This is a genomic window from Paenibacillus terrae (assembly GCF_000943545.1).
Lineage (GTDB): Bacteria > Bacillota > Bacilli > Paenibacillales > Paenibacillaceae > Paenibacillus > Paenibacillus terrae_A.
Genome location: NZ_JTHP01000015.1, coordinates 59565 through 77974, shown reverse-complemented (window position 1 = coordinate 77974; position 18410 = coordinate 59565). Strand labels below are relative to the sequence as shown.

The window sequence follows — 18410 nt, the reverse complement described above, 5'->3', positions numbered from 1 at the left end:
TGATAGCCTGGTTGAGACGCCCTTGTCAGTTGGCGACAGACACTTTACATAATGCTTGATGTTACCTTCCAGTTATTGAAATCATAGGTCCGCCTCTCTCTGTCATGAACCAAATCGAGTTTATTTTCATTATAATTCTGATGCATCCACGGATCATCCAGCAGAGGCCAATTAGCATAATTGACTTCTGCACCCTGAATTTTACGTGAGGTGGCATATACGATTTCCATCTCTTTACCTGTTAATCCTTTGTAATAGACCCGGGGATTGGTATCGTTAACACCGCTGAAATCCACTACGGTTTTCGTCAGCACAGCCTCAGCAAAGCAGTCAAGCTCTCTAATGCAAGAACCGCCTGCGTAATCCATAAGAGGTGCTGTTTCAACGATGACCGCATTTTTTGCCCCGTCACTCCGCAACGCTCTCTGATAACCTCCGTATTTCCACGATTCCGTGTCATAAGGCCAATCGTAAGGTTGTGCCGTCCTGACAGCCATCAGCATTTTACCTGTATGGAAGAATACCCAGCCGTTCCTGTTGAATGGGTCCTGTTCAATCGTTGCTTTGATTCCGTTATATGAAACAGGGCCGTCGATCCATGTATTTGAATTTGTGATATTGTATACCGCAATGAGTGCACCGTCGTCCTGAAGCACTTCCTCCATATTCGTTCCGCCAATCCAATATTCCGAGTTGGACGGATTCAAGTTAATCGGCTCACTGAAGTGTTGCTTCATGAAGAACGTATTTGGTTCGTCACTGTATGTATCTCCCACCCATTTGATGCCCCAACGATGAAGCTGGTTTTGTGCGAGCCGATTGTCCTTTTGACTGAATACGGCGTAATCTGGGGTGATGTAGCTTGTCTTATACGGTTTGTTACTGTTTCTAGGCATCCGTTCCTTATGTGTGTAAGTTGTAGAACGGGCTGTCGCTATACTCTTGAAAATCTCTGGTAACTCGTAGTTTGCAACCGTAAATGGAATCGTGGTAAATTTCAGATTGGTTTCATTGCCGAGATATATCGGCTTACGACTGTCTCCAAACAACATCCACAGTAGCACTGCACTCTCATCAAGTGTATATCCCGGCTCTTGCTGCGCATTATATGTTCTGGCCTGACTGGTCACCCAGTACCCATGCAGCCACTCCCCTACGATACTGGCAAAATACCACTCCAACGTCAGTTTGGCCATATTCCGCAATGTCGCATCTTTCAAGTGTTCAGTAATGAACAATAGCGGTCCTACATGATGGATAAAATATGTTGGGGAGTCGTATTCAAAGTACCCCTGTTTTGTAATTGTGGAAAGTTCAGACAGCAGATAACTTCTGGCGATGGTAGCATAATTCACCGGATAATCTGGCCATTCTTCCGCTCCGACAACCCCGACTGCCGCATACATGAGCCGTTGATTTTCTGTATTTCCCGACAGAGCCGTCCCATCGGCATTCAAAATGTTAAAACTGAGCATTTTTGCTTTTACTTTATCCTTTAATGCGGGTGTGTAATACTCTTTATACTTCATATAAGCTTCCATTACGTTAATTCCCCAGAACATGTCTTTATTCCGATCCAAATGAATGTTGACGTAGGCAAGTCCAGTGCTGATATCTCCTTTGGAAAATTGCGCCATAGCGGCATAACCACCGACCTTTCGGCCCTGATCATACTCACTGTAAGGGTAGCCCAATGCTGCTACATCGTCGATTACGATCTGTTTGCGCTCCTGTAGTGAGCCTGTTAAAATCTCTTTTTTAAACATAATTACAGCCACTCTCCTGATAATGGAATAATAACGCAAAAATAGTATGACTTTAGCGTGTGAGAGAAAGAAAAACCTGAACATAAATTTGGCTGAGACTTGCGGTTTGTAATTGTTAGAAGAGATTATTTTTTGTGATTATAAGGTATTTGGTTATTAAACTCAATGCTTTTGTTGTAAAAATATTGCATTAGAGTCAAGGTGCAATCTACCCGGGATTATTCCGGCTACGTCCCGGGTACGTTTTCTTCTATGCTTTTTAGCTGATTATGATGATGGTTGGGTTTGATCTATTCCGGATTTCGCCAGGTAGATCACCAAGGTTAAAATAGTTACGAGAAAAATCACACTGGTTCCAGCCGTGCCCAGGCCGAGCCCGCCATCGGCATGAGATTGTGACAGATAATCCCCAAGTGAGGCGCCGAGAGGCCGGGTCACAATGTACGCCATCCAGAAGGACCACACGGCATTGAATTTAAACCCATAGTAGGCAATCGTTACGATACCAATCAGTGACGCAAACATAAACGCCGACCTCCAATAACCTAAGTCAAGGCCCTCTGATATAAGATCACCAGCCGCTGTACCCAAGGCAAAGGTAAAGAATATCGTTGCCCAGTAGAAAATTTCACGCTTGATCGTGTAAATAGAATGAATGGATAATGTTTTTTCGCTCCCATACCAAAGCGTAAAAGTCACTAGGAGAGCAAGAGCAAAGACGGTTGTCGTAACTTGCAGCGAGATCCCTATGTGATCCACAAGGTTATCTGAAACGAGCGTGCCTACAACACTAACGAGAGTCACCACGAGCCAGTAGATCCCGGGAATATATTTGCGTGACCTGAACTGGAATAGAAGTGTGACGAGTAAGAGAACAATCATGACCACAGTTGTACGAGTCAAACCCCAATGTAGATTGAAGTTCAAAAAGTCGGCAGCGGTTTCTCCCACGGTCGTCGTCATAATCTTAATAATCCAAAAGAAAATGGTGACCTCCGGCACCTTGTTTAGCATTTTCCGGATTATGGATATGTTCGTCGTTTCCTCCGTGGAAATGGAGAGACTTTCGATTTTCATGTTCTGATCCTGTTCCTCTTTTTTCATTCATAATCCTCCTCATGTTCTGGGGAACCTATTTAGATTACTGGTTCCTCCTGAACAATGTACATAAAGAACATGAAACGATAGTGAGAATTACATGTGAAAAAACATAGAACATTTAAGCTTAGATTAGAAACTGATTAGGAATGAGGAATTTCAATGTATTCAATGCTCCATCTAGGGGGAGGAACTGAAGCAACCCGTGACATCATAGACGCTATACCGGATTGCAAGGTTGTCATTCTGACTACATTCGATCAGGAGGATTATGTGTATGATGGCATCCGTGCGGGGGCAATCGGGTATTTACTAAAGGACGCGGCACCTGATGAACTTGTAGATGCGGTTCGGGCACCAGATCAGATATCAGTTACTATCCGCCTGAACCATTTACAGATAGGGAACTGGAAGTTTTGCAACAGATGGCTTACGGATTACGTAACGAAGAGATCGCCGCCAGGCTTTATATCGGTGAGAGCACGGTTAAGACACATGTTCATCGAATTCTTCAAAAATGCGCGGTCGAAGACCGCACGCAAGCGGTTGTATTTGCCATTCGTAACGGAATTGTAAAGTTGATAAACACGGGATGAGTTTGATTTTATACAGTATATGATTAGGGGAGAGATTGAGTCAGCCCCAGTCATAATGCTACAAAGATATAGGCTGCCGGCTAAAGTCGGAGCCTATATCTTTGTATACTGAGTAGCTATGGATAACGAATAACGGTACAGGGATTAGATACACATTAGATAGCAGTAAGAAATGCATGAGGATATGCTTTTTCTGAGAGCACGGACAAGATGCACGTTCACCGGATTCTTCAGAGTTCATCCTTTGGATAAAAAGAATAACCGGGATACTTGACGACAGGCCATTTTACCTTCCGCAATTTAGAGGTCACATTGCGCCAACATGTAAATTGCTCTGAATGAGCTCTGTGGGGGTAAGAGCCATCCATTGGTTCAGGGAAACATCCGCGAAACGGTCACTTTTAAACATTTCAAGAAACCATAGTGTGCTCGAGCCTGTATTTTGGATGTAATGACCGTAAGCAAAAGGCACATATCCAACATCCCCGGCTCTGAAATCAAATGTACGCGCCGCGCCATTTCCGCCAAAAACAGTCATTCGGCCTTGCCCGGTAAGATAGTATTGCCATTCGTCATTATTGGGGTGCCAGTGCATTTCCCGCATGGCTCCAGGCTCAATCTCAACAAGAGCAGCGGCGATCGTTTGGGATATCGGAAAATTGGAAGAATCGACGATTCGTACGCTTCCACCCGGCGTTTTGATGGGGGGCTGAGCGAGTAATTCATGCTTAAAGGATTGAGGTATCGTACCATAGGAGAGGAAACCGCTTGGCTTGGAAGAGAGCCGGGAACGGCATCCTGATAAATGTATACTTGTTCTTGAGGAATGGGCGAAAAATCAGCTTCAGGAACGCCGAAATTGGCAGACAGTACATCTTTTGGAGTATGTGCAAACCAATCGGAGATGGATAACGTGTTCAGATCAGAAAAGTTGCCGTCATCAAAAACCAGCAAAAATTCGCAGCCTTCCTCAAGACCTTGTATAGAGTGTGGAATGCCGGGTGGGAAATACCAGAGATCACCAGGACCCACATCAGCAATAAAATTTCTTCCTTCTTGGTCGACGGCAGTAATACGGGCACTCCCCAACAGCATATAAGACCATTCCGCCTGCTGGTGCCAATGAAGTTCGCGTACGCCGCCCGGTGTCAAACTCATGTTCACGCCAGCAAGGGTTGTGGCAATGGGTAGCTCCCTTGCGGTTACTTCTCTTGACCATCCACCGTGATTCAACTGCATATGAGCATCTGAAAAAGAAAATCTCATGTTCGGAATGAGTCCATTATCTGTTACGGGCGGAACCAGCATGTCGGGATTTTGCAAATCCCTCATCACATCACGGGGACCCTTATCAATGCCTCCAGCACCATCACTTCTGATGGGCTGCGGCACACTGGCATTTTTCGGGGAATCATTATGCATCATTTGATCTTCCTCTCCAAGTTGAAGCTTCATCAATCTTAGAATTAGAGAAAATCTGCATAAAGATTTTATGAATTGTTGGAGGGTTTTATGCTTTCTGAGTCAGAACCGCAAACTGTGCATCCATGAGCTGGGCTAAGTCCTGCGGACTTAACTCCAGTTGGGTTCCAATTTTTCCGGCTACGTTCATACCATCTATTTTTCCATCTTGATGATCATAACTCAGGATTTTGTAGTTTACATTCTGTCCATCCAATATTCACATCGCGTTTGTTTTGCTCGCACTCATCTTATTTCGTCGTCCTTTCTAAGCCCTTGCCGAGGTAATTGTTGCAAATATACCTCGGCGGAATCATTCTACTCTCACTTAGAGCCGTTCCAAGTCATCTACATAGTCCTTTGCTTCCTTTAAAGAGAGGTCTCTAGCTACTCTTAGCTCTTTTATCGCCTGAATCTTTTTGCCTTCTCTAATCAGCAGGAGCAGTCTTTCATTGATATCCTCCGAAACTGCTGTGTTTAGCACATGTGGTGGCGCGGTAGCGGTTGTGCCTGACAGCGATATTCCCGACATTCCAGAGCGATTCTCAAGACGCTCTACATCGGATTTCAAGTCATTAAGCCGAGCTTGCAAGCTATAGACTTTGATCAAAAGTATGACGGAGATGATCAACGCGATCAATGCTATAAATTCCATAGTTTCCACTAAAAACCCCCCTTTTTCACTTGATTTTATCCCAGAGATGCCACACTGTAATCTGTTCAATATAAATAGTATAGCATGATGATTTACGTTATATTATCTGGAATCGCTGAATTTACATGAGTACGGAGTGGGGAATATTCTTGAACCTGTTGCTACTCCCAATCCATGGAAGGCTACGAATTGACTTTTTGAAGACAGAGCGTTATATTACAGCTTATTGTAATGCTTTTAATAAGTGCCGAAAAAGGAGAGGATTCAAATACTGCCAGTCTCCAATAATGCAATCCGAGTCAAACAAATTAATGTGGAGTTAGTCAAAAATACATTGAAGTCTCTTGAATATGCCACCAAATCGTCCATAGCGAGCATAACAGGACTCAGTGTGGCTACCTGCGGTAATATTCTGAAAGAGCTTCTTCAAACCGGGGAAGTGTTAGAGACAGAGCTGGAGGAATCCAACGGCGGACGCCCGGCAAGGCGGTATAAATATAACGCCGATTACTCCTATATTCTCTGTTTACATGTGAAAACGGAAGGCGGAGTGGATTCTCTTACTCATGCGGTTGCCAATTTGCTGGGGGAAATCATCGTAGAGAAGACCTCGATTGTGCCTTATATTGATTATGAGGTCATAGAGAACCAAATTGGAGAACTCATTAACATCTATGGAAATGTCAAAGCGGTTGGCATTGGTATTCCCGGGGTTGTACATCAAGGGGTTATCGGTGTGTGTGATATCGATCCGCTCATAGGAATTCCTCTGGGTCCGCAGCTTCACAATAAATACGGACTGGAAATCACCATTGAAAATGACATGCATTTAACAGTCTACGGATTTTATAAAATGCAAAATTATGATGAAGACAAAACCTTTGCCATTGTTACTTTTCCCAAGGATAACTTTCCGGGAGCGGGCTTTATTGTCGATGGACACTTGTTAAAAGGAAATACTAAATTTGCAGGCGAAGTTTCCTTTTTACCCTTTGATATGACAAGAGAAGAACAGCTCAAGCACATAAAAAGTGCTCAGGGATTCGTTCCACTGGCTATAAAGACGATCACTTCCATTATTGCTGTTATTGATCCTGTATCTATCGCTTTGACTGGAGAATTATCCAAGCCGACTCTGTTGGACGATATTTATAACGGTTGTCTAAAAGATATACCCCAAGAACATATGCCAGAGATTTTTGTGAAAAGTGATACGAATGATGAATACATGAACGGGTTGATTTCGGTGACTCTTGAAAGTCTGACATACAATTTGCAATTGGTAGAAAAAAGAAAATAGAGAGCTGATATACATCTATAATTCCGGAGAGGATGATATCTATTATGAAAAAAACATTATTATGGGAAACGGGAACATGGACCAATGCTCCATTGTCAACTTGTCAAGATGGCGACACCCTCAAGGTGACAGCCAAAGAGGGAAGTGACTACTGGAAAAACACATTATACGGATTTGATCGCAGCAGCGGACATGCTTTATTGGCAAATTGGGAAGATTCTGAGGCCATAGAGGTCACATTTCAGCTTGCATCCTTTAATGAACTCTATGACCAGGCTGGAATTATGCTGTATCAAGGACCTGAGCAATGGATTAAAGCGGGGATTGAAATCAATGACAATATTCCCCAATTGGCTGTCGTGGTGACTAACGGCTATTCAGATTGGTCATTGTCCGCTGTGCCGGATTGGGTCGGTGAGGAAGTGACCTTGCGCGCTTCGCGGATGAACGATGCAGTGATTATCCGTGCCCGGACAGAAGCCCACGGCTGGCGCACAGTACGTGTGGCGCCTTTTCCTTATAAATCTGCAAAACAAGCTGGTCCTTTTTTATGTTCGCCAACTCGTGTCGGCTTTGAGGTTACTTTTACACGCTGGGTAACTACAATGCCGGATGCCGATCTTCATATAGATCCACCTATGTAAAGGAGCATTCTTATGATGAAAAAACAGAGTGAAAAAGAAAAAATGTTGGCGGGTAAGCCCTATAAAGGGATGAGCGAGGAGCTTCTGAATGATCGGCAATACGCTAAGGAAGTATTGTTTGACTTCAATACTCTGCGTCCTAGAGAAATAGAAAAACGCAACGAACTGCTGAAGCAGATATTAGGTAAAACGGGCGAGACCTTTTTTATTGAACCTCCATTTCGTTGTGATTATGGATACAATATTACGTTGGGTGAGAATTTCTACTCCAATTATAATTTTACAGTATTGGACTGTGCTCCAATTACGTTTGGAGATCATGTATTGCTCGGGCCAAATGTCAGCATCTATGCAGTGAACCATCCCACACATCATGAATTGAGAGTTCAAGAGTATGAATATGCACTCCCGGTAACCATCGGAAACAATGTATGGATTGGTGGAGGCGCAATTATTAATATGGGAGTAAGTATTGGAGACAATACCATTATAGGTTCTGGAAGTGTGGTAACTAAGGATATACCAGCCAATGTAATAGCCGTTGGAAACCCATGTAGAGCACTGCGTGAAATTACAGATAAGGATAAGAAGCAATTTGCTCATTTGGACTACAACTAGATTTCATAACAACTATCAGCTCACCTAAAGGAGGCTGTCCCGTTCGCCATTTTTGTGGCCTTTGGGATAGCCTTTTTTATATAAACGAACATCAGATAATATCAGGTCACAGCGAGCATATTGTATATTTTCATGGTTCGCACATCATCTTTGGAAATTTTAAGCTCATGAATTAGCTCGGGAGTTTCTGGTATGGGTGTTCTCGAAAAAAGCATTTTTAAAGCAATCGGCATAAAGGGACGGAAGGAAACGCCGGACATGAGACCCCACTTCTGCTCAGATTCCAGGAAAGAAGCCAGAATATTGATGGTCAGATTTTCGAGAGGGGTAGCCTGATTTTTAAGCATAAGGGTGGTCAGTGTGTCATAGTGCTCCGTATGCCCCCAATATGTATTTTCGCATTCCTGATAATGTTCAAAATTTTTAACATTCATATATAACATCGTCTTATAACGATTGTCATCCGGCTGCGCAAGCATGTCCACTACACATTTTACCAGCTTATTAATTCGTCCATCATAAAAATAAGAATAAAACCGGGTGGAATTCTTGAAAAAAGTGGAGGGAAGTGTGTTAATCAACGTGGAGGGCTGTCTCGGTTCGATATAGAGAAGCTGCTCTATTTGAACGTTTAACGCTTCTGCAATGCTGTACAAGATGACGAGGTCAATGGTAATATCGCCACTCTCATATTTGGATAATGTAGCTTTGCTTTTGTAAATCATGTCTGCCAGTTGTTGAACGGTCAATCCCTTAATTTTGCGGAAGCTTCTGATTTTTTTACCCACTTCCTGATTGATAGTATGCATTGTTCACTCTCCCAATATGTTTCCTGAGAATATTACAAATGATGATTTTGTATACGTTTCGCTATATTCATAATAATTATACCATTTCATAAGCGATTTTAGTATTCTGACGAAACAAAAATGATGATTTGTTTCATATGAATAGATTTTATTGTGTTTGAGTCAATGGAGAGCTGTATGCCATAATGAATCCATTCATGAGAAGCAGGGACGGAAACAGGAAGGGGAACAAAAAGCGTGAAGTATGATTTTGATGAGGTTATTGACCGTAGAGGAACCAACGCCATGAATACTGACGGCTTCCGGGAGTATATTTTTAAGGCGGAGGGTGATATGGTCTTTCCTTATAAGGATGATGAATTTATTCGCATGTGGATCGCTGACATGGAGTTTGCCACACCTCCTGAGATTATTGAAGCCATCAAGGAACGGCTGGATAAACGAATTTTTGGCTATAGCCAGGTGTTTGATCCCAACTATTACCTTGCTGTGGTCGGCTGGACGCAGCGGTTTTATAACTGGACTTTTTCACAGGAACAGCTGGTTACTTCACCGGGGATCATTCCTGCTCTCTATGAGCTGGCTGAATACATTTGCAAGTCGGATGAAAAAGTACTGATCCTTACCCCATCCTATGCCTTCTTCAAGGCTGCGGCGGATTATAACGGCTTGGAACTGGTGTGTTCAGAACTAATCAATCAAGAGGGTCATTATACGATTAATTATGAAGACCTGGAAGCAAAAGCTAGAGATGAAAAGGTGTCTCTATGCATTTTCTGTAATCCGCATAATCCATCTGGCCGTGTATGGACCAAGGAAGAGTTACAGAGAGTAGGGAAGATTTGTCTTGAAAATGGGGTCTGGATTATATCGGATGAAATACACTGCGATTTGTTGAGGAACGGGCAAGTCCACACCCCGATGGCCAAACTTTTCCCGGACTCAGATCGGATTATCACTTGTATGGCTCCTAGTAAAACCTTTAATATGGCCGGGCTGATGTTTTCGAATGTCATCATTCCCAATGAAACGCTCAGGGGAACCTGGAAAGCGCGTCATTACGGCTTTGAAAATCCGCTTAGTATTGTCGCAACACAAGCTGCATACCTGCATGGAGATGAGTGGCTGCGGCAATTAAAAAATTATTTGGACGAGAATTTTATATTTACCAAGCAATATTTGAACCGTTACTTACCAGAAGCTATATTCCATATTCCAGAGGCGACTTATCTGGCATGGGTTGATATCAGCGCCTATGTACCAAAAGAAGAGAATTTACCTTTGTTTTTTGCCAATCATGCCGGAGTTTTATTGGAAGACGGGAAGATGTTTGTTGCCAACGCTGAGGGCTACATTCGTCTGAATCTGGCTTGTCCGAGGTCCACGCTGGAAGAGGGCCTAAGAAGAGTATGCAAGGTGCTAACTGAAAATCCATTAATACTTAATCTCACCTAATTCCTTATTAATATATAGATATGTATGGATCATTCCAAAATATCGATCCCCATAGAAACGATAAAATCGTATCCATGAAAAGAGCCGTCCTCAAATCGATCGAGGGCGGCCTTTATACGTGTACATCATAAATAGTTCTTCATTTCCTGCCCAATCAACTTTCACTGTTAGCCACAACGTCATGCCAAATAAGGCGAATGACCGTGCCTTTCCCTAAAGCCGTGTCGACCGTAATTTGCCCTCCCATGGCTTCAATCAGCCCTTTGGATACAGCCATACCAAGACCTGTCCCATTCGGTGTAGTAGAGGTATTGGTTCCCCGGTAATAACGCTCAAATAATCGGCTTACTGTATTTTCATCCATTCCTCTCCCGTTATCAGCAAATTCAATCGTGAACCCTTTACCACCTTCGCTGGATATAACCGAGACGGTAAGTGTCGTTTCAGGCGGATTATGAAGCAGAGCATTGGCAGTCAAATTGTTAATGACCCTTTCTAGCCAAGGCGTATATAGCTTAACGAAGATGTCGACAGGAGCAGGCCGGAACAAAATGGCTTCTTCCTTATAAAAAGGGTCGGTACCCACCTGCTCTAACGTTTCCCGTAGCCAGCTATTCAACTCAATTTCCTCAGATTCCGGGGGACGGGCACCGCTTTTTAAGCGATAACTCATGGCAAGATCATTAATCAACATATCCATGTGCGCGGATTTTTCCAGCATTGTTCCCGAAAATTTACGAACTTCCTCTGCGGTCCAATCATATTGCGGTTCAGCCAGTAAGTGAGCGTAACCTTTGATGGAAACGAGCGGTGTTTTCAGATCATGGGTGATCCCGGCAATCCATTCCTCTCTGAGACTATCGGTTTGCTGACGCAGTACCTGATCTCTTTGCAGCGTAGCTGAGAGCTTATCAATAGAATCCATCACATCCGCAAAAATGAGGTAACGTCGCTTCCATTTGCCTGAACCCAACCGGCTGCGTTGAATGCCTCTATGATCAACAGGCTCTTGATATACGGATTTACCGAGTGCATCGAGCCAGGAGAGCATATGAAGTAACGGGACTCCGAAGCGATGCGCCTGCCACAGTGAGAGAAGCAGGAATAAAAGAAAAATAGCTGAGAACATGGCGACTATGGACTTTAGTATCGTTCTTTCTTCCTCAGGAGGAAGCCAGCTATTGCCTGTAGCAACACCGCCAGCATTCGGAAGACTAATGACCCATGTACGACTAGTTTCTTCCATATATTCGGAGGAAAGGTGGAAGCCGTATCTTTCACTGTACATGGTGCGAAGGGAAAGCTCCTGAAGAGTATAGGCTGTCGGTGCAGATGTTGGACGATTGTAGGAAGCAAGCTCCGACCCGGTTGCATCCAGTAACTGTATGTAGCCACCAAGCTGCTTGAGACGGGCAGTGACTTCATGGGGCAATATCAGCTTTCCATTCGAAGACAATGTTCCCTGACTGCTTACTGTTTTTAATAGGGTTCCCATAGGATTAGGCTGACCATATAGCAGTGTGAAAGTTCGACCATCCTTCTCCTGAACCCAAAGAGAAAGCCCATAGGGGAAGGAGCGGGTACCAGTCCAATAAGAGACGAACTCGCCGGGTGCATATTTCTTCGGTACATCTTGCGGTGTATTGTAGGACTGATTCACCTGCCCGTTTTCGTCAAGACTTTGCAGCCAGCCGCCGTTTTTCTTGACCTGCTCTAGCAAAAGTGGATCAAAGTGTATGCCGTCCTTGCCTATTTCGGAGGACGCTACAAGCTGTTCTAATCCAGTAGAGGCAAAATCATTGGTGAGGCGGATATCGACTAAGCGTTGATACGCCCAAAAAAACGTAACAGCAGCAATCAGGAACGCAAAAGCTTCAGCGGTAGCCAACTGAAGCACGAATCGCATCATTAGCTTGCGTTTAATATTCATAATCGTTGGGAACTCCCTATTTTCGCTTGTACGAGCTTATAGCCAAGTCCTCTAACATTTACGATAAAGCTTGGATTGGCAGGATCAGGTTCAATTCGTTCCCGGATGCGATGAATATGTACCATGACGGTATTGTCATCGCTTAATGCTTCTTCTCCCCAGACGGCTTCATATAGCTCGCTTTTGCTGAAAATTCGATTGGGGTTTTTGCATAAGAAAAGCAATAATTGGAAGACTAGCGCAGGACAGGCTACGACTGTTTGCTCAACACGAAGCTCGCCGGCTGTTTCATCGATCTGAAAATGTCCATAGTCATAAATGGCGTTCATTTTGCTGGAGGGCTGTGCAGTTCCAGATTCTTTGGTTGTATTATTAACGGTCAAGTAACGCCGTAGTTGTGAACGTATGCGTGCGACAATCTCTAACGGATTAAACGGTTTGGTAATGTAATCATCGCCGCCAACAGCGAACCCAGTCAGCTTATCATAATCAGATTCCCGAGCGGTTAAAAACAAGATGGGAGCATCCGTCGTTTGACGGAGAAACGGACATATTTCGATTCCACTGCGTCCTGGCAACATGACATCTAATATGATCAAATCGTAGATTTTTCCTTCACAGGCAGTAATGGCCGCTTCACCTGTCATCACTGTATCGACATTCGTGTAGCCTTCCTTATATAGGACGGTCAGCATGAGTTCAAGAATGGATTGCTCGTCGTCGACAAGTAAAATTGCCGCATTGTTCATGCTTTCATTCCTTTCTTATCTATCTTTATTCCTTCCATCATATCATGATTCCTCAGGGATGAACGAAGCGTTGTCTTAACGGAAGCTTAATTGTGCTCTGCAGATCTGAAAAAGAGTTAAGGCTTAGTTAAAGTGATGTTACACGGGATCTAAGACCGTCTTGTTAGAATGGGGTAGATAAAATAATAATATACACAAAAACGGGGGTGCAGCAGTGAAGAAGGCAACTAGAAAGAACAGGATAGAAATCTTCCACTATGGCAAAATGGTACTGGTGGCAAGTGCGTTTGCTGCTTTTATAACGGCATGCGGAGGAGGAGGGAACTCGGAAGTGGCCAAAGATATACCGAATGAAACAACAAATACAAAGGACCAAACGGTGAAGCCCGAGGAGGTACCGGAGAAACTGCTTGAGGGCAAGTATGCGGAGGTTTATGACCAATTCAGCAATGAGTTTAAACAACAACTGAGCGAAGCTGATTTTGTAAAATTGGCTCCTGATTCTCTAAAAGGTGTTGATTCATTTAAGCAGGCGTCAGTCATGAAACTCAATGGCAGCGAACAACGTTCATGGATAAGCGACTCAGGGAAAATAGGGCTGATCACTGTTTTTGATGAGAAGGGAACTATATTGGGGCTTCAAGCCAAGAAACTTTCCCCTTCGCCGGAAACAGACAATCGCCTGACCAAAATCAAATACGATTGGCCATTGAAGGGGGAATGGTTTGTTACCTGGGGTGGAACCAATGCGCTTGTGAATTACCACTATGAATATGAAAGCCAGCGATATGCCTATGACCTTATACAGAAAAAAGATGGCTATTCCTATAAAGGTGATCCGCTGAAAAATACAAGCTATTATGCTTTCGGCCAACCGATTCTTGCGCCGACAAGCGGAACCGTGGTCTCGGTTGTAAATAACATTCCTGATAACGAACCTGTCGGCGTGATGAACGAGAAGGTGCCTGCCGGGAATGAAGTTGTGATTGACCATGGCGGGGAATATAGCGTGCTAGCTCATATGAAGAAAGGCTCTGTTAAAGTGAAAGTAGGGGATAAGGTGAAGAGTGGCGATGAAATCGGGCTACTTGGTAATTCAGGCAATTCCAGCGAAGCCCATCTTCATTTTCAGGTGTCAGACGGTGCAGATTTATTCAAGTCTCGTTCGATCAACATCAATTGGAAGAACCGAATTGCTCCTGTGCAGGGAGAGACAATAACAGCCGAGTAATTTCAAAAGAATTCAAACTCTCAGACAAAGGTTGATCTTCAGTTTTATGATGATCAACCTTTGTTTTTTGTTATCCGACAACAAGTTATTGAAAAATATCGTCCTCATTACAAACCAGAATGCGATTTTAAATCTGTTGACAACTTGTATATACATGATATATTCTTGTATATACAAGAATAATGAAAGCGTTATAATGTTTAATTTAGGGAGAAAGGAACGAGTATGATGCAATTGATAAACAAAGCTTTGATTCATCAAGATACGGACTGGTGGCGCAAATCGGTGGTCTATCAGGTTTATCCCAAAAGCTTTAATGATACTACAGGTAATGGAACAGGTGATATACGAGGATTAACGCAAAAGCTGGATTATTTATATGAACTGGGTGTTGATATTATCTGGTTACAGCCGGTTTATGTCTCCCCGCAGCGTGATAACGGGTATGATGTAGCCGATTATTGCAGGATCAACCCCGATTTTGGGACTATGAAGGACTTCGAGGAATTGAGTCAGGAGATCCAGGCGCGTGGAATGCGTCTGATGATAGATATTGTAGTAAATCATTCTTCGACAGAACATGTCTGGTTTAAGGAGGCACGACAATCAAGGGATAATGCATACAGGGACTATTACATTTGGCGTGATCCTGCACCCGATGGCGGGCCCCCTAACAACTGGAAGTCTAAATTCGGTGGACCTGCTTGGCAGTATGATCAAACAACAGATCAATATTTTCTAACCCTGTTTGACAAAACTCAGGCAGATCTAAACTGGGAAAATCCGAAAGTACGTCAGGAAGTCGTAAAACTGCTGGAGTTTTGGGCTGAAAAGGGAGTCAGCGGATTTCGGCTGGATGTGATTAATTTAATTTCCAAGGATCAACGATTCCTGAGTGATGATCGCAGCACTGCTCCTGGCGACGGACGCAAGTACTATACGGACGGTCCGCGCGTACATGAGTACATTCACGAATTATATGAGAAGGTATTCCGTAAGTATAATAACGTGACTGTGGGGGAGATGTCCTCTACGTCGCTGGAGCACTGTATCCGTTACTCCAATCCAGAGCAAAAAGAACTGTCTATGACCTTCAATTTTCATCATTTGAAAGTAGATTATCCGAAGGGTCAGAAGTGGGAACTGATGCCCTATGATTTTGAAATGCTGAAAAGCCTATTCTCGGAATGGCAGATTGGCATGCAACAGGGAGGCAGCTGGAGTGCATTGTTCTTTAACAATCATGACCAGCCACGAGCGATCTCCCGTTTTCTGGATGATGGCGCATATCACGCCGAAAGTGCTAAGCTGCTGGCGACGACCCTTCACGGACTTCAAGGAACGCCCTATATATTCCAAGGCGAAGAGATTGGTATGGCCAATCCGAAGTGGTCAGATATCGAAGAATTCCGGGACGTGGAATCTCTGAATATGTATCGCATTTTGCAGGAGCAGGGCAAGAGCGCTGAAGAAGCATTAAATATGATCCGTGAGCGATCCCGTGATAATTCGAGAACACCAATGCAATGGGATGATAGTCCAAATGCGGGTTTCACTTCAGGTACACCCTGGATCAAGGTCGATGAACGATATCCACAGATCAATGTCCAGGCACAGTTAAAGGAACCGAGCTCCATCTACCATCATTACCAAAAGCTGATCAGACTGCGCAAGACGGTGCAAGTCATTACCGATGGGAATTATCAACGACTGGATGAAGCCCATCCTCAGATATATGCCTACCAACGCAGCAATGAAAAGGAGACTCTGATCGTCATCTCTAATTTTAGCGGGCAGGAGGCTGAATTCGATTTACCTGATTCATTTTACTCACAACTACAAGCTCAGGTATTGGCTTCAGCGGAACTGTTAATTGGCAATACCGAGCAAGTGCCGGAATTAAAGCAGTCTATCACATTGTCCCCATATGCTTCCTATATGTGGCTACTTCGTTAGACGCAGTTTATAGTGTGGCAACAACCAATAGCCCCAGGTTCCTTACTGTCATGGCGACCGGGGCTGCTACTTCATTAAAATTAAGGGAGTGAGTTAAATGCCGATTGAAAGAGCCCAGGTGGAACGAATTATAGAAGCCGTTGGCGGCAAAGATAATATTGAGGCTGCTACCCATTGCGTAACCCGTCTGAGGTTCGCCCTCTATGACGACAAGCTGGTCGATAAAGATGCATTGGATCAAAATGATTTGGTCAAAGGCCAATTTTCCTCACAAGGACAGTATCAGGTCGTCATTGGGCCGGGTCTGGTTGATAAGGTGTATGACGAAATGATTGCAATTACAGGCGGCAACCGGGCTTCCAAAGATGATGTTAAAAATGCGGCCAGCAAGAAACAGAATCCGATTCAGCGTGCCATCAAGACACTGGCAGATATTTTTATTCCTATCTTGCCCGCGATTGTGACAGCAGGCCTGCTGCTTGGAATTAACAATATTCTGACGGGTCAGGGAATTTTCTTCGAGGGAATGTCTCTGGTTCAGGTCTATCCTCAATGGACTGATTTTGCTGCTATTATTAATACGATCGCCAGTACCGCATTTACGTTCTTGCCCGCCTTGATCGGATGGTCGGCAGTTATACGGTTTGGTGGTAGCCCGTTACTCGGGATTGTACTTGGCCTGATTTTGGTTCATCCAGACTTGCTCAGTGCTTACAGTTATGCAGATGCAGTGACGAAGGGAACGGTTCCAGTATGGAATCTGTTCGGCTGGGAAGTGAACAAAATCGGCTATCAAGGCCAGGTTCTGCCGGTTCTTGTATCCGCTTACGTGTTGGCACAAATTGAAAAATTCTTGAACAAAAGAATAGCCGATTCATTTAAGCTGTTATTAGTCGCACCGATTACATTATTAATTACGGGATTTCTTGCATTTACGGTTATCGGACCGGTTACTTTTATGATCGGTAATGCGATTACGGGCGGTCTTGTATACGTTTTTGCTCTGGCTCCTGCGCTGGGAGGGCTGATTTATGGAGGTCTTTACGCGTTGCTCGTCATTACGGGAATGCACCATACTTTCTTGGCCGTAGACGTACAATTAATTGGAACACAGGGGGGTACCTTCCTATGGCCGATGCTGGCGCTTTCTAATATTGCTCAGGGTGCTGGTGCACTGGCTATGATGCTGGTATTAAAGGATCAGAAGGGCAAAGGGCTAGCCTTTACCTCATCCGTGTCTGCTTTTCTGGGTGTCACGGAACCGGCGATCTTTGGGGTAAACATCCGTTATAAATATCCATTTGTGTTCGGAATGATTGGTTCAGGTATTGCGGGTGTCTTGCTAACGGTGAATCATGTTATGGCTTCTTCAATCGGTGTTGGGGGTATTCCAGGTTTCCTGTCTATTTTCCCTATGAACTGGAGCGTGTTCTTCATTGGAATGGCGATCGTGTTAATTCTGCCGTTCAGCTTAACTTTAGCGTATGGAAAATTATTGAATAAGCGCCAGAAAAAATCAGAACTTACTAAGGAAGAGTCGCGAAATGCTAACATACCTGCCGAGACAAAAGGCACTGACCATAAGACCTCCGCGCTCGATGTACTTGAAGTCATGACTCCGGTTCGGGGACGTATTGTGCCTCTGGAACAGGTTCCTGATCCGGCTTTTGCCGAGCGTCAGATGGGACAAGGAATTGCGGTGCAACCGGAGGAGGGTAAAATTTTTGCCCCTTTCAGCGGAAAGGTCATCCATATTATGATGAAGAGCAAGCATGCCCTGATTCTGGAACATGCGTCAGGTGTACAGATTCTGGTACATGTGGGCGTTAACACCGTGTCGCTGAAGGGTGAAGGTTTCACTATGCATGTGAAGACAGGTCAAACTGTTGAACAGGGACAATTGCTGATGGAATTCGACCGTGATCTAATCCAGGAATCCGGATACCCGGTTATTACACCAGTAATTGTTCCCGATGGTCAGGAAATGATTGAGTCCGTTGAAGAACTGCCAGGTGAGGCGAACGCTTTGCAATATATCTCTATGAAAATTCACTTAAAGGCTTTATCTGTAGACAAGAATAAATCACAAACTTAAAAAGCATACAGGTCGCCAAATTGAAGTAAAAGAATGCTACAATAAAC

The 18410-nt window shown here is 44.0% G+C and carries 13 protein-coding genes and 3 pseudogenes; 8 read left to right on the top strand and 8 right to left on the bottom strand.

Annotation, left to right across the window (positions count from 1 at the left end; translation table 11 throughout):
- Window positions 1–44: 44 nt before the first annotated feature.
- Window positions 45–1766, bottom strand: a complete 1722-nt coding sequence (locus tag QD47_RS10015) for a hypothetical protein (protein WP_044645991.1) — start codon at window positions 1764–1766, stop codon at window positions 45–47.
- A gap of 267 nt (window positions 1767–2033) precedes the next feature.
- Window positions 2034–2870, bottom strand: coding sequence for a COG4705 family protein (locus QD47_RS10010; RefSeq protein ID WP_044645990.1), 837 nt, complete (start codon window positions 2868–2870; stop codon window positions 2034–2036).
- 183 nt (window positions 2871–3053) lie between these two features.
- Here QD47_RS10010 and QD47_RS10005 point away from each other — a divergent pair.
- Window positions 3054–3460: pseudogene (locus QD47_RS10005) on the top strand (response regulator transcription factor); the annotation flags it as partial.
- Window positions 3461–3690: 230 nt separating this feature from the next.
- Here the strand turns inward: QD47_RS10005 and QD47_RS10000 are convergent.
- The 3 genes and pseudogenes from QD47_RS10000 to QD47_RS09995 all read right to left on the bottom strand — a co-directional run bounded on the left by QD47_RS10000 (window position 3691) and on the right by QD47_RS09995 (window position 5576).
- A pseudogene (locus QD47_RS10000) lies at window positions 3691–4882 on the bottom strand (oxalate decarboxylase family bicupin).
- Between the two features lie 169 nt (window positions 4883–5051).
- Window positions 5052–5141: pseudogene (locus QD47_RS34120) on the bottom strand (Cys-tRNA(Pro) deacylase); the annotation flags it as partial.
- A 108-nt stretch (window positions 5142–5249) separates the two neighbouring features.
- Complete coding sequence (locus tag QD47_RS09995; protein WP_404519298.1) at window positions 5250–5576, bottom strand: ribosomal protein L7/L12; 327 nt, start codon at window positions 5574–5576, stop codon at window positions 5250–5252.
- Between the two features lie 391 nt (window positions 5577–5967).
- On the opposite strand from QD47_RS09995, the gene QD47_RS09990 reads away from it, so the two are divergent.
- From QD47_RS09990 to QD47_RS09980, 3 genes are read left to right on the top strand one after another with little or no spacing between them, the layout of a single operon-like run.
- The gene (locus QD47_RS09990; protein WP_082067157.1) at window positions 5968–6876 is read left to right on the top strand and encodes an ROK family protein; all 909 of its coding nucleotides are present in this window, start codon (window positions 5968–5970) and stop codon (window positions 6874–6876) included.
- A gap of 44 nt (window positions 6877–6920) precedes the next feature.
- A complete protein-coding gene (locus QD47_RS09985) occupies window positions 6921–7520 on the top strand; it encodes a DUF1349 domain-containing protein (RefSeq protein ID WP_200893409.1) in 600 nt (199 codons plus the stop codon).
- Window positions 7521–7535: 15 nt separating this feature from the next.
- Complete coding sequence (locus QD47_RS09980) at window positions 7536–8138, top strand: sugar O-acetyltransferase (protein ID WP_044645988.1); 603 nt, start codon at window positions 7536–7538, stop codon at window positions 8136–8138.
- Between the two features lie 101 nt (window positions 8139–8239).
- On the opposite strand, the gene QD47_RS09975 is transcribed toward QD47_RS09980, so the two are convergent.
- Window positions 8240–8947 (bottom strand): helix-turn-helix domain-containing protein, encoded by a 708-nt coding sequence (locus QD47_RS09975; RefSeq protein WP_044645987.1) that lies wholly within the window; start codon window positions 8945–8947, stop codon window positions 8240–8242.
- A 237-nt stretch (window positions 8948–9184) separates the two neighbouring features.
- Between QD47_RS09975 and QD47_RS09970 the strand changes: the two genes are divergently transcribed.
- Window positions 9185–10402: a MalY/PatB family protein gene (locus QD47_RS09970; RefSeq protein WP_044645986.1), complete on the top strand. Its 1218-nt coding sequence runs from the start codon at window positions 9185–9187 to the stop codon at window positions 10400–10402.
- A 154-nt stretch (window positions 10403–10556) separates the two neighbouring features.
- Here QD47_RS09970 and QD47_RS09965 read toward each other — a convergent pair whose 3' ends face one another.
- Together QD47_RS09965 and QD47_RS09960 are read right to left on the bottom strand one after the other, a co-directional pair.
- Window positions 10557–12332, bottom strand: coding sequence for a sensor histidine kinase (locus QD47_RS09965; RefSeq protein ID WP_044645985.1), 1776 nt, complete (start codon window positions 12330–12332; stop codon window positions 10557–10559).
- Window positions 12329–13081 carry a response regulator transcription factor gene (locus tag QD47_RS09960; RefSeq protein ID WP_044645984.1) on the bottom strand — a complete coding sequence of 251 codons (753 nt, stop codon included), beginning with the start codon at window positions 13079–13081 and terminating at the stop codon, window positions 12329–12331. Before QD47_RS09960 ends, QD47_RS09965 begins: the two co-directional genes overlap by 4 nt.
- Before the next feature lie 214 nt (window positions 13082–13295).
- Here QD47_RS09960 and QD47_RS09955 point away from each other — a divergent pair, with 214 nt between their 5' ends.
- The 3 genes from QD47_RS09955 (at window position 13296) to treP (ending at window position 18363) form a co-directional block, all read left to right on the top strand.
- Window positions 13296–14312 (top strand): peptidoglycan DD-metalloendopeptidase family protein, encoded by a 1017-nt coding sequence (locus QD47_RS09955; protein WP_235332233.1) that lies wholly within the window; start codon window positions 13296–13298, stop codon window positions 14310–14312.
- A gap of 228 nt (window positions 14313–14540) precedes the next feature.
- On the top strand, window positions 14541–16268 hold the full coding sequence (treC, locus tag QD47_RS09950) for an alpha,alpha-phosphotrehalase (RefSeq protein WP_044646011.1): 1728 nt from the start codon (window positions 14541–14543) through the stop codon (window positions 16266–16268).
- A 97-nt stretch (window positions 16269–16365) separates the two neighbouring features.
- On the top strand, window positions 16366–18363 hold the full coding sequence (gene treP / locus QD47_RS09945) for a PTS system trehalose-specific EIIBC component (protein WP_044645983.1): 1998 nt from the start codon (window positions 16366–16368) through the stop codon (window positions 18361–18363).
- Window positions 18364–18410: the final 47 nt, after the last annotated feature.

Bases quoted from the DNA above. Each gene is read 5' to 3' on its own strand.
- QD47_RS09985 (WP_200893409.1), top strand. From the start codon at position 6,921: ATGAAAAAAACATTATTATGGGAAACGGGAACATGGACCAATGCTCCA.
- QD47_RS09975 (WP_044645987.1), bottom strand. From the start codon at position 8,947: ATGCATACTATCAATCAGGAAGTGGGTAAAAAAATCAGAAGCTTCCGC.
- QD47_RS09960 (WP_044645984.1), bottom strand. From the start codon at position 13,081: ATGAACAATGCGGCAATTTTACTTGTCGACGACGAGCAATCCATTCTT.
- treC (WP_044646011.1), top strand. From the start codon at position 14,541: ATGCAATTGATAAACAAAGCTTTGATTCATCAAGATACGGACTGGTGG.
- QD47_RS09980 (WP_044645988.1), top strand. From the start codon at position 7,536: ATGAAAAAACAGAGTGAAAAAGAAAAAATGTTGGCGGGTAAGCCCTAT.
- QD47_RS10010 (WP_044645990.1), bottom strand. From the start codon at position 2,870: ATGAAAAAAGAGGAACAGGATCAGAACATGAAAATCGAAAGTCTCTCC.
- QD47_RS09995 (WP_404519298.1), bottom strand. From the start codon at position 5,576: ATGGAATTTATAGCATTGATCGCGTTGATCATCTCCGTCATACTTTTG.
- treP (WP_044645983.1), top strand. From the start codon at position 16,366: ATGCCGATTGAAAGAGCCCAGGTGGAACGAATTATAGAAGCCGTTGGC.
- QD47_RS09965 (WP_044645985.1), bottom strand. From the start codon at position 12,332: ATGAATATTAAACGCAAGCTAATGATGCGATTCGTGCTTCAGTTGGCT.
- QD47_RS10015 (WP_044645991.1), bottom strand. From the start codon at position 1,766: ATGTTTAAAAAAGAGATTTTAACAGGCTCACTACAGGAGCGCAAACAG.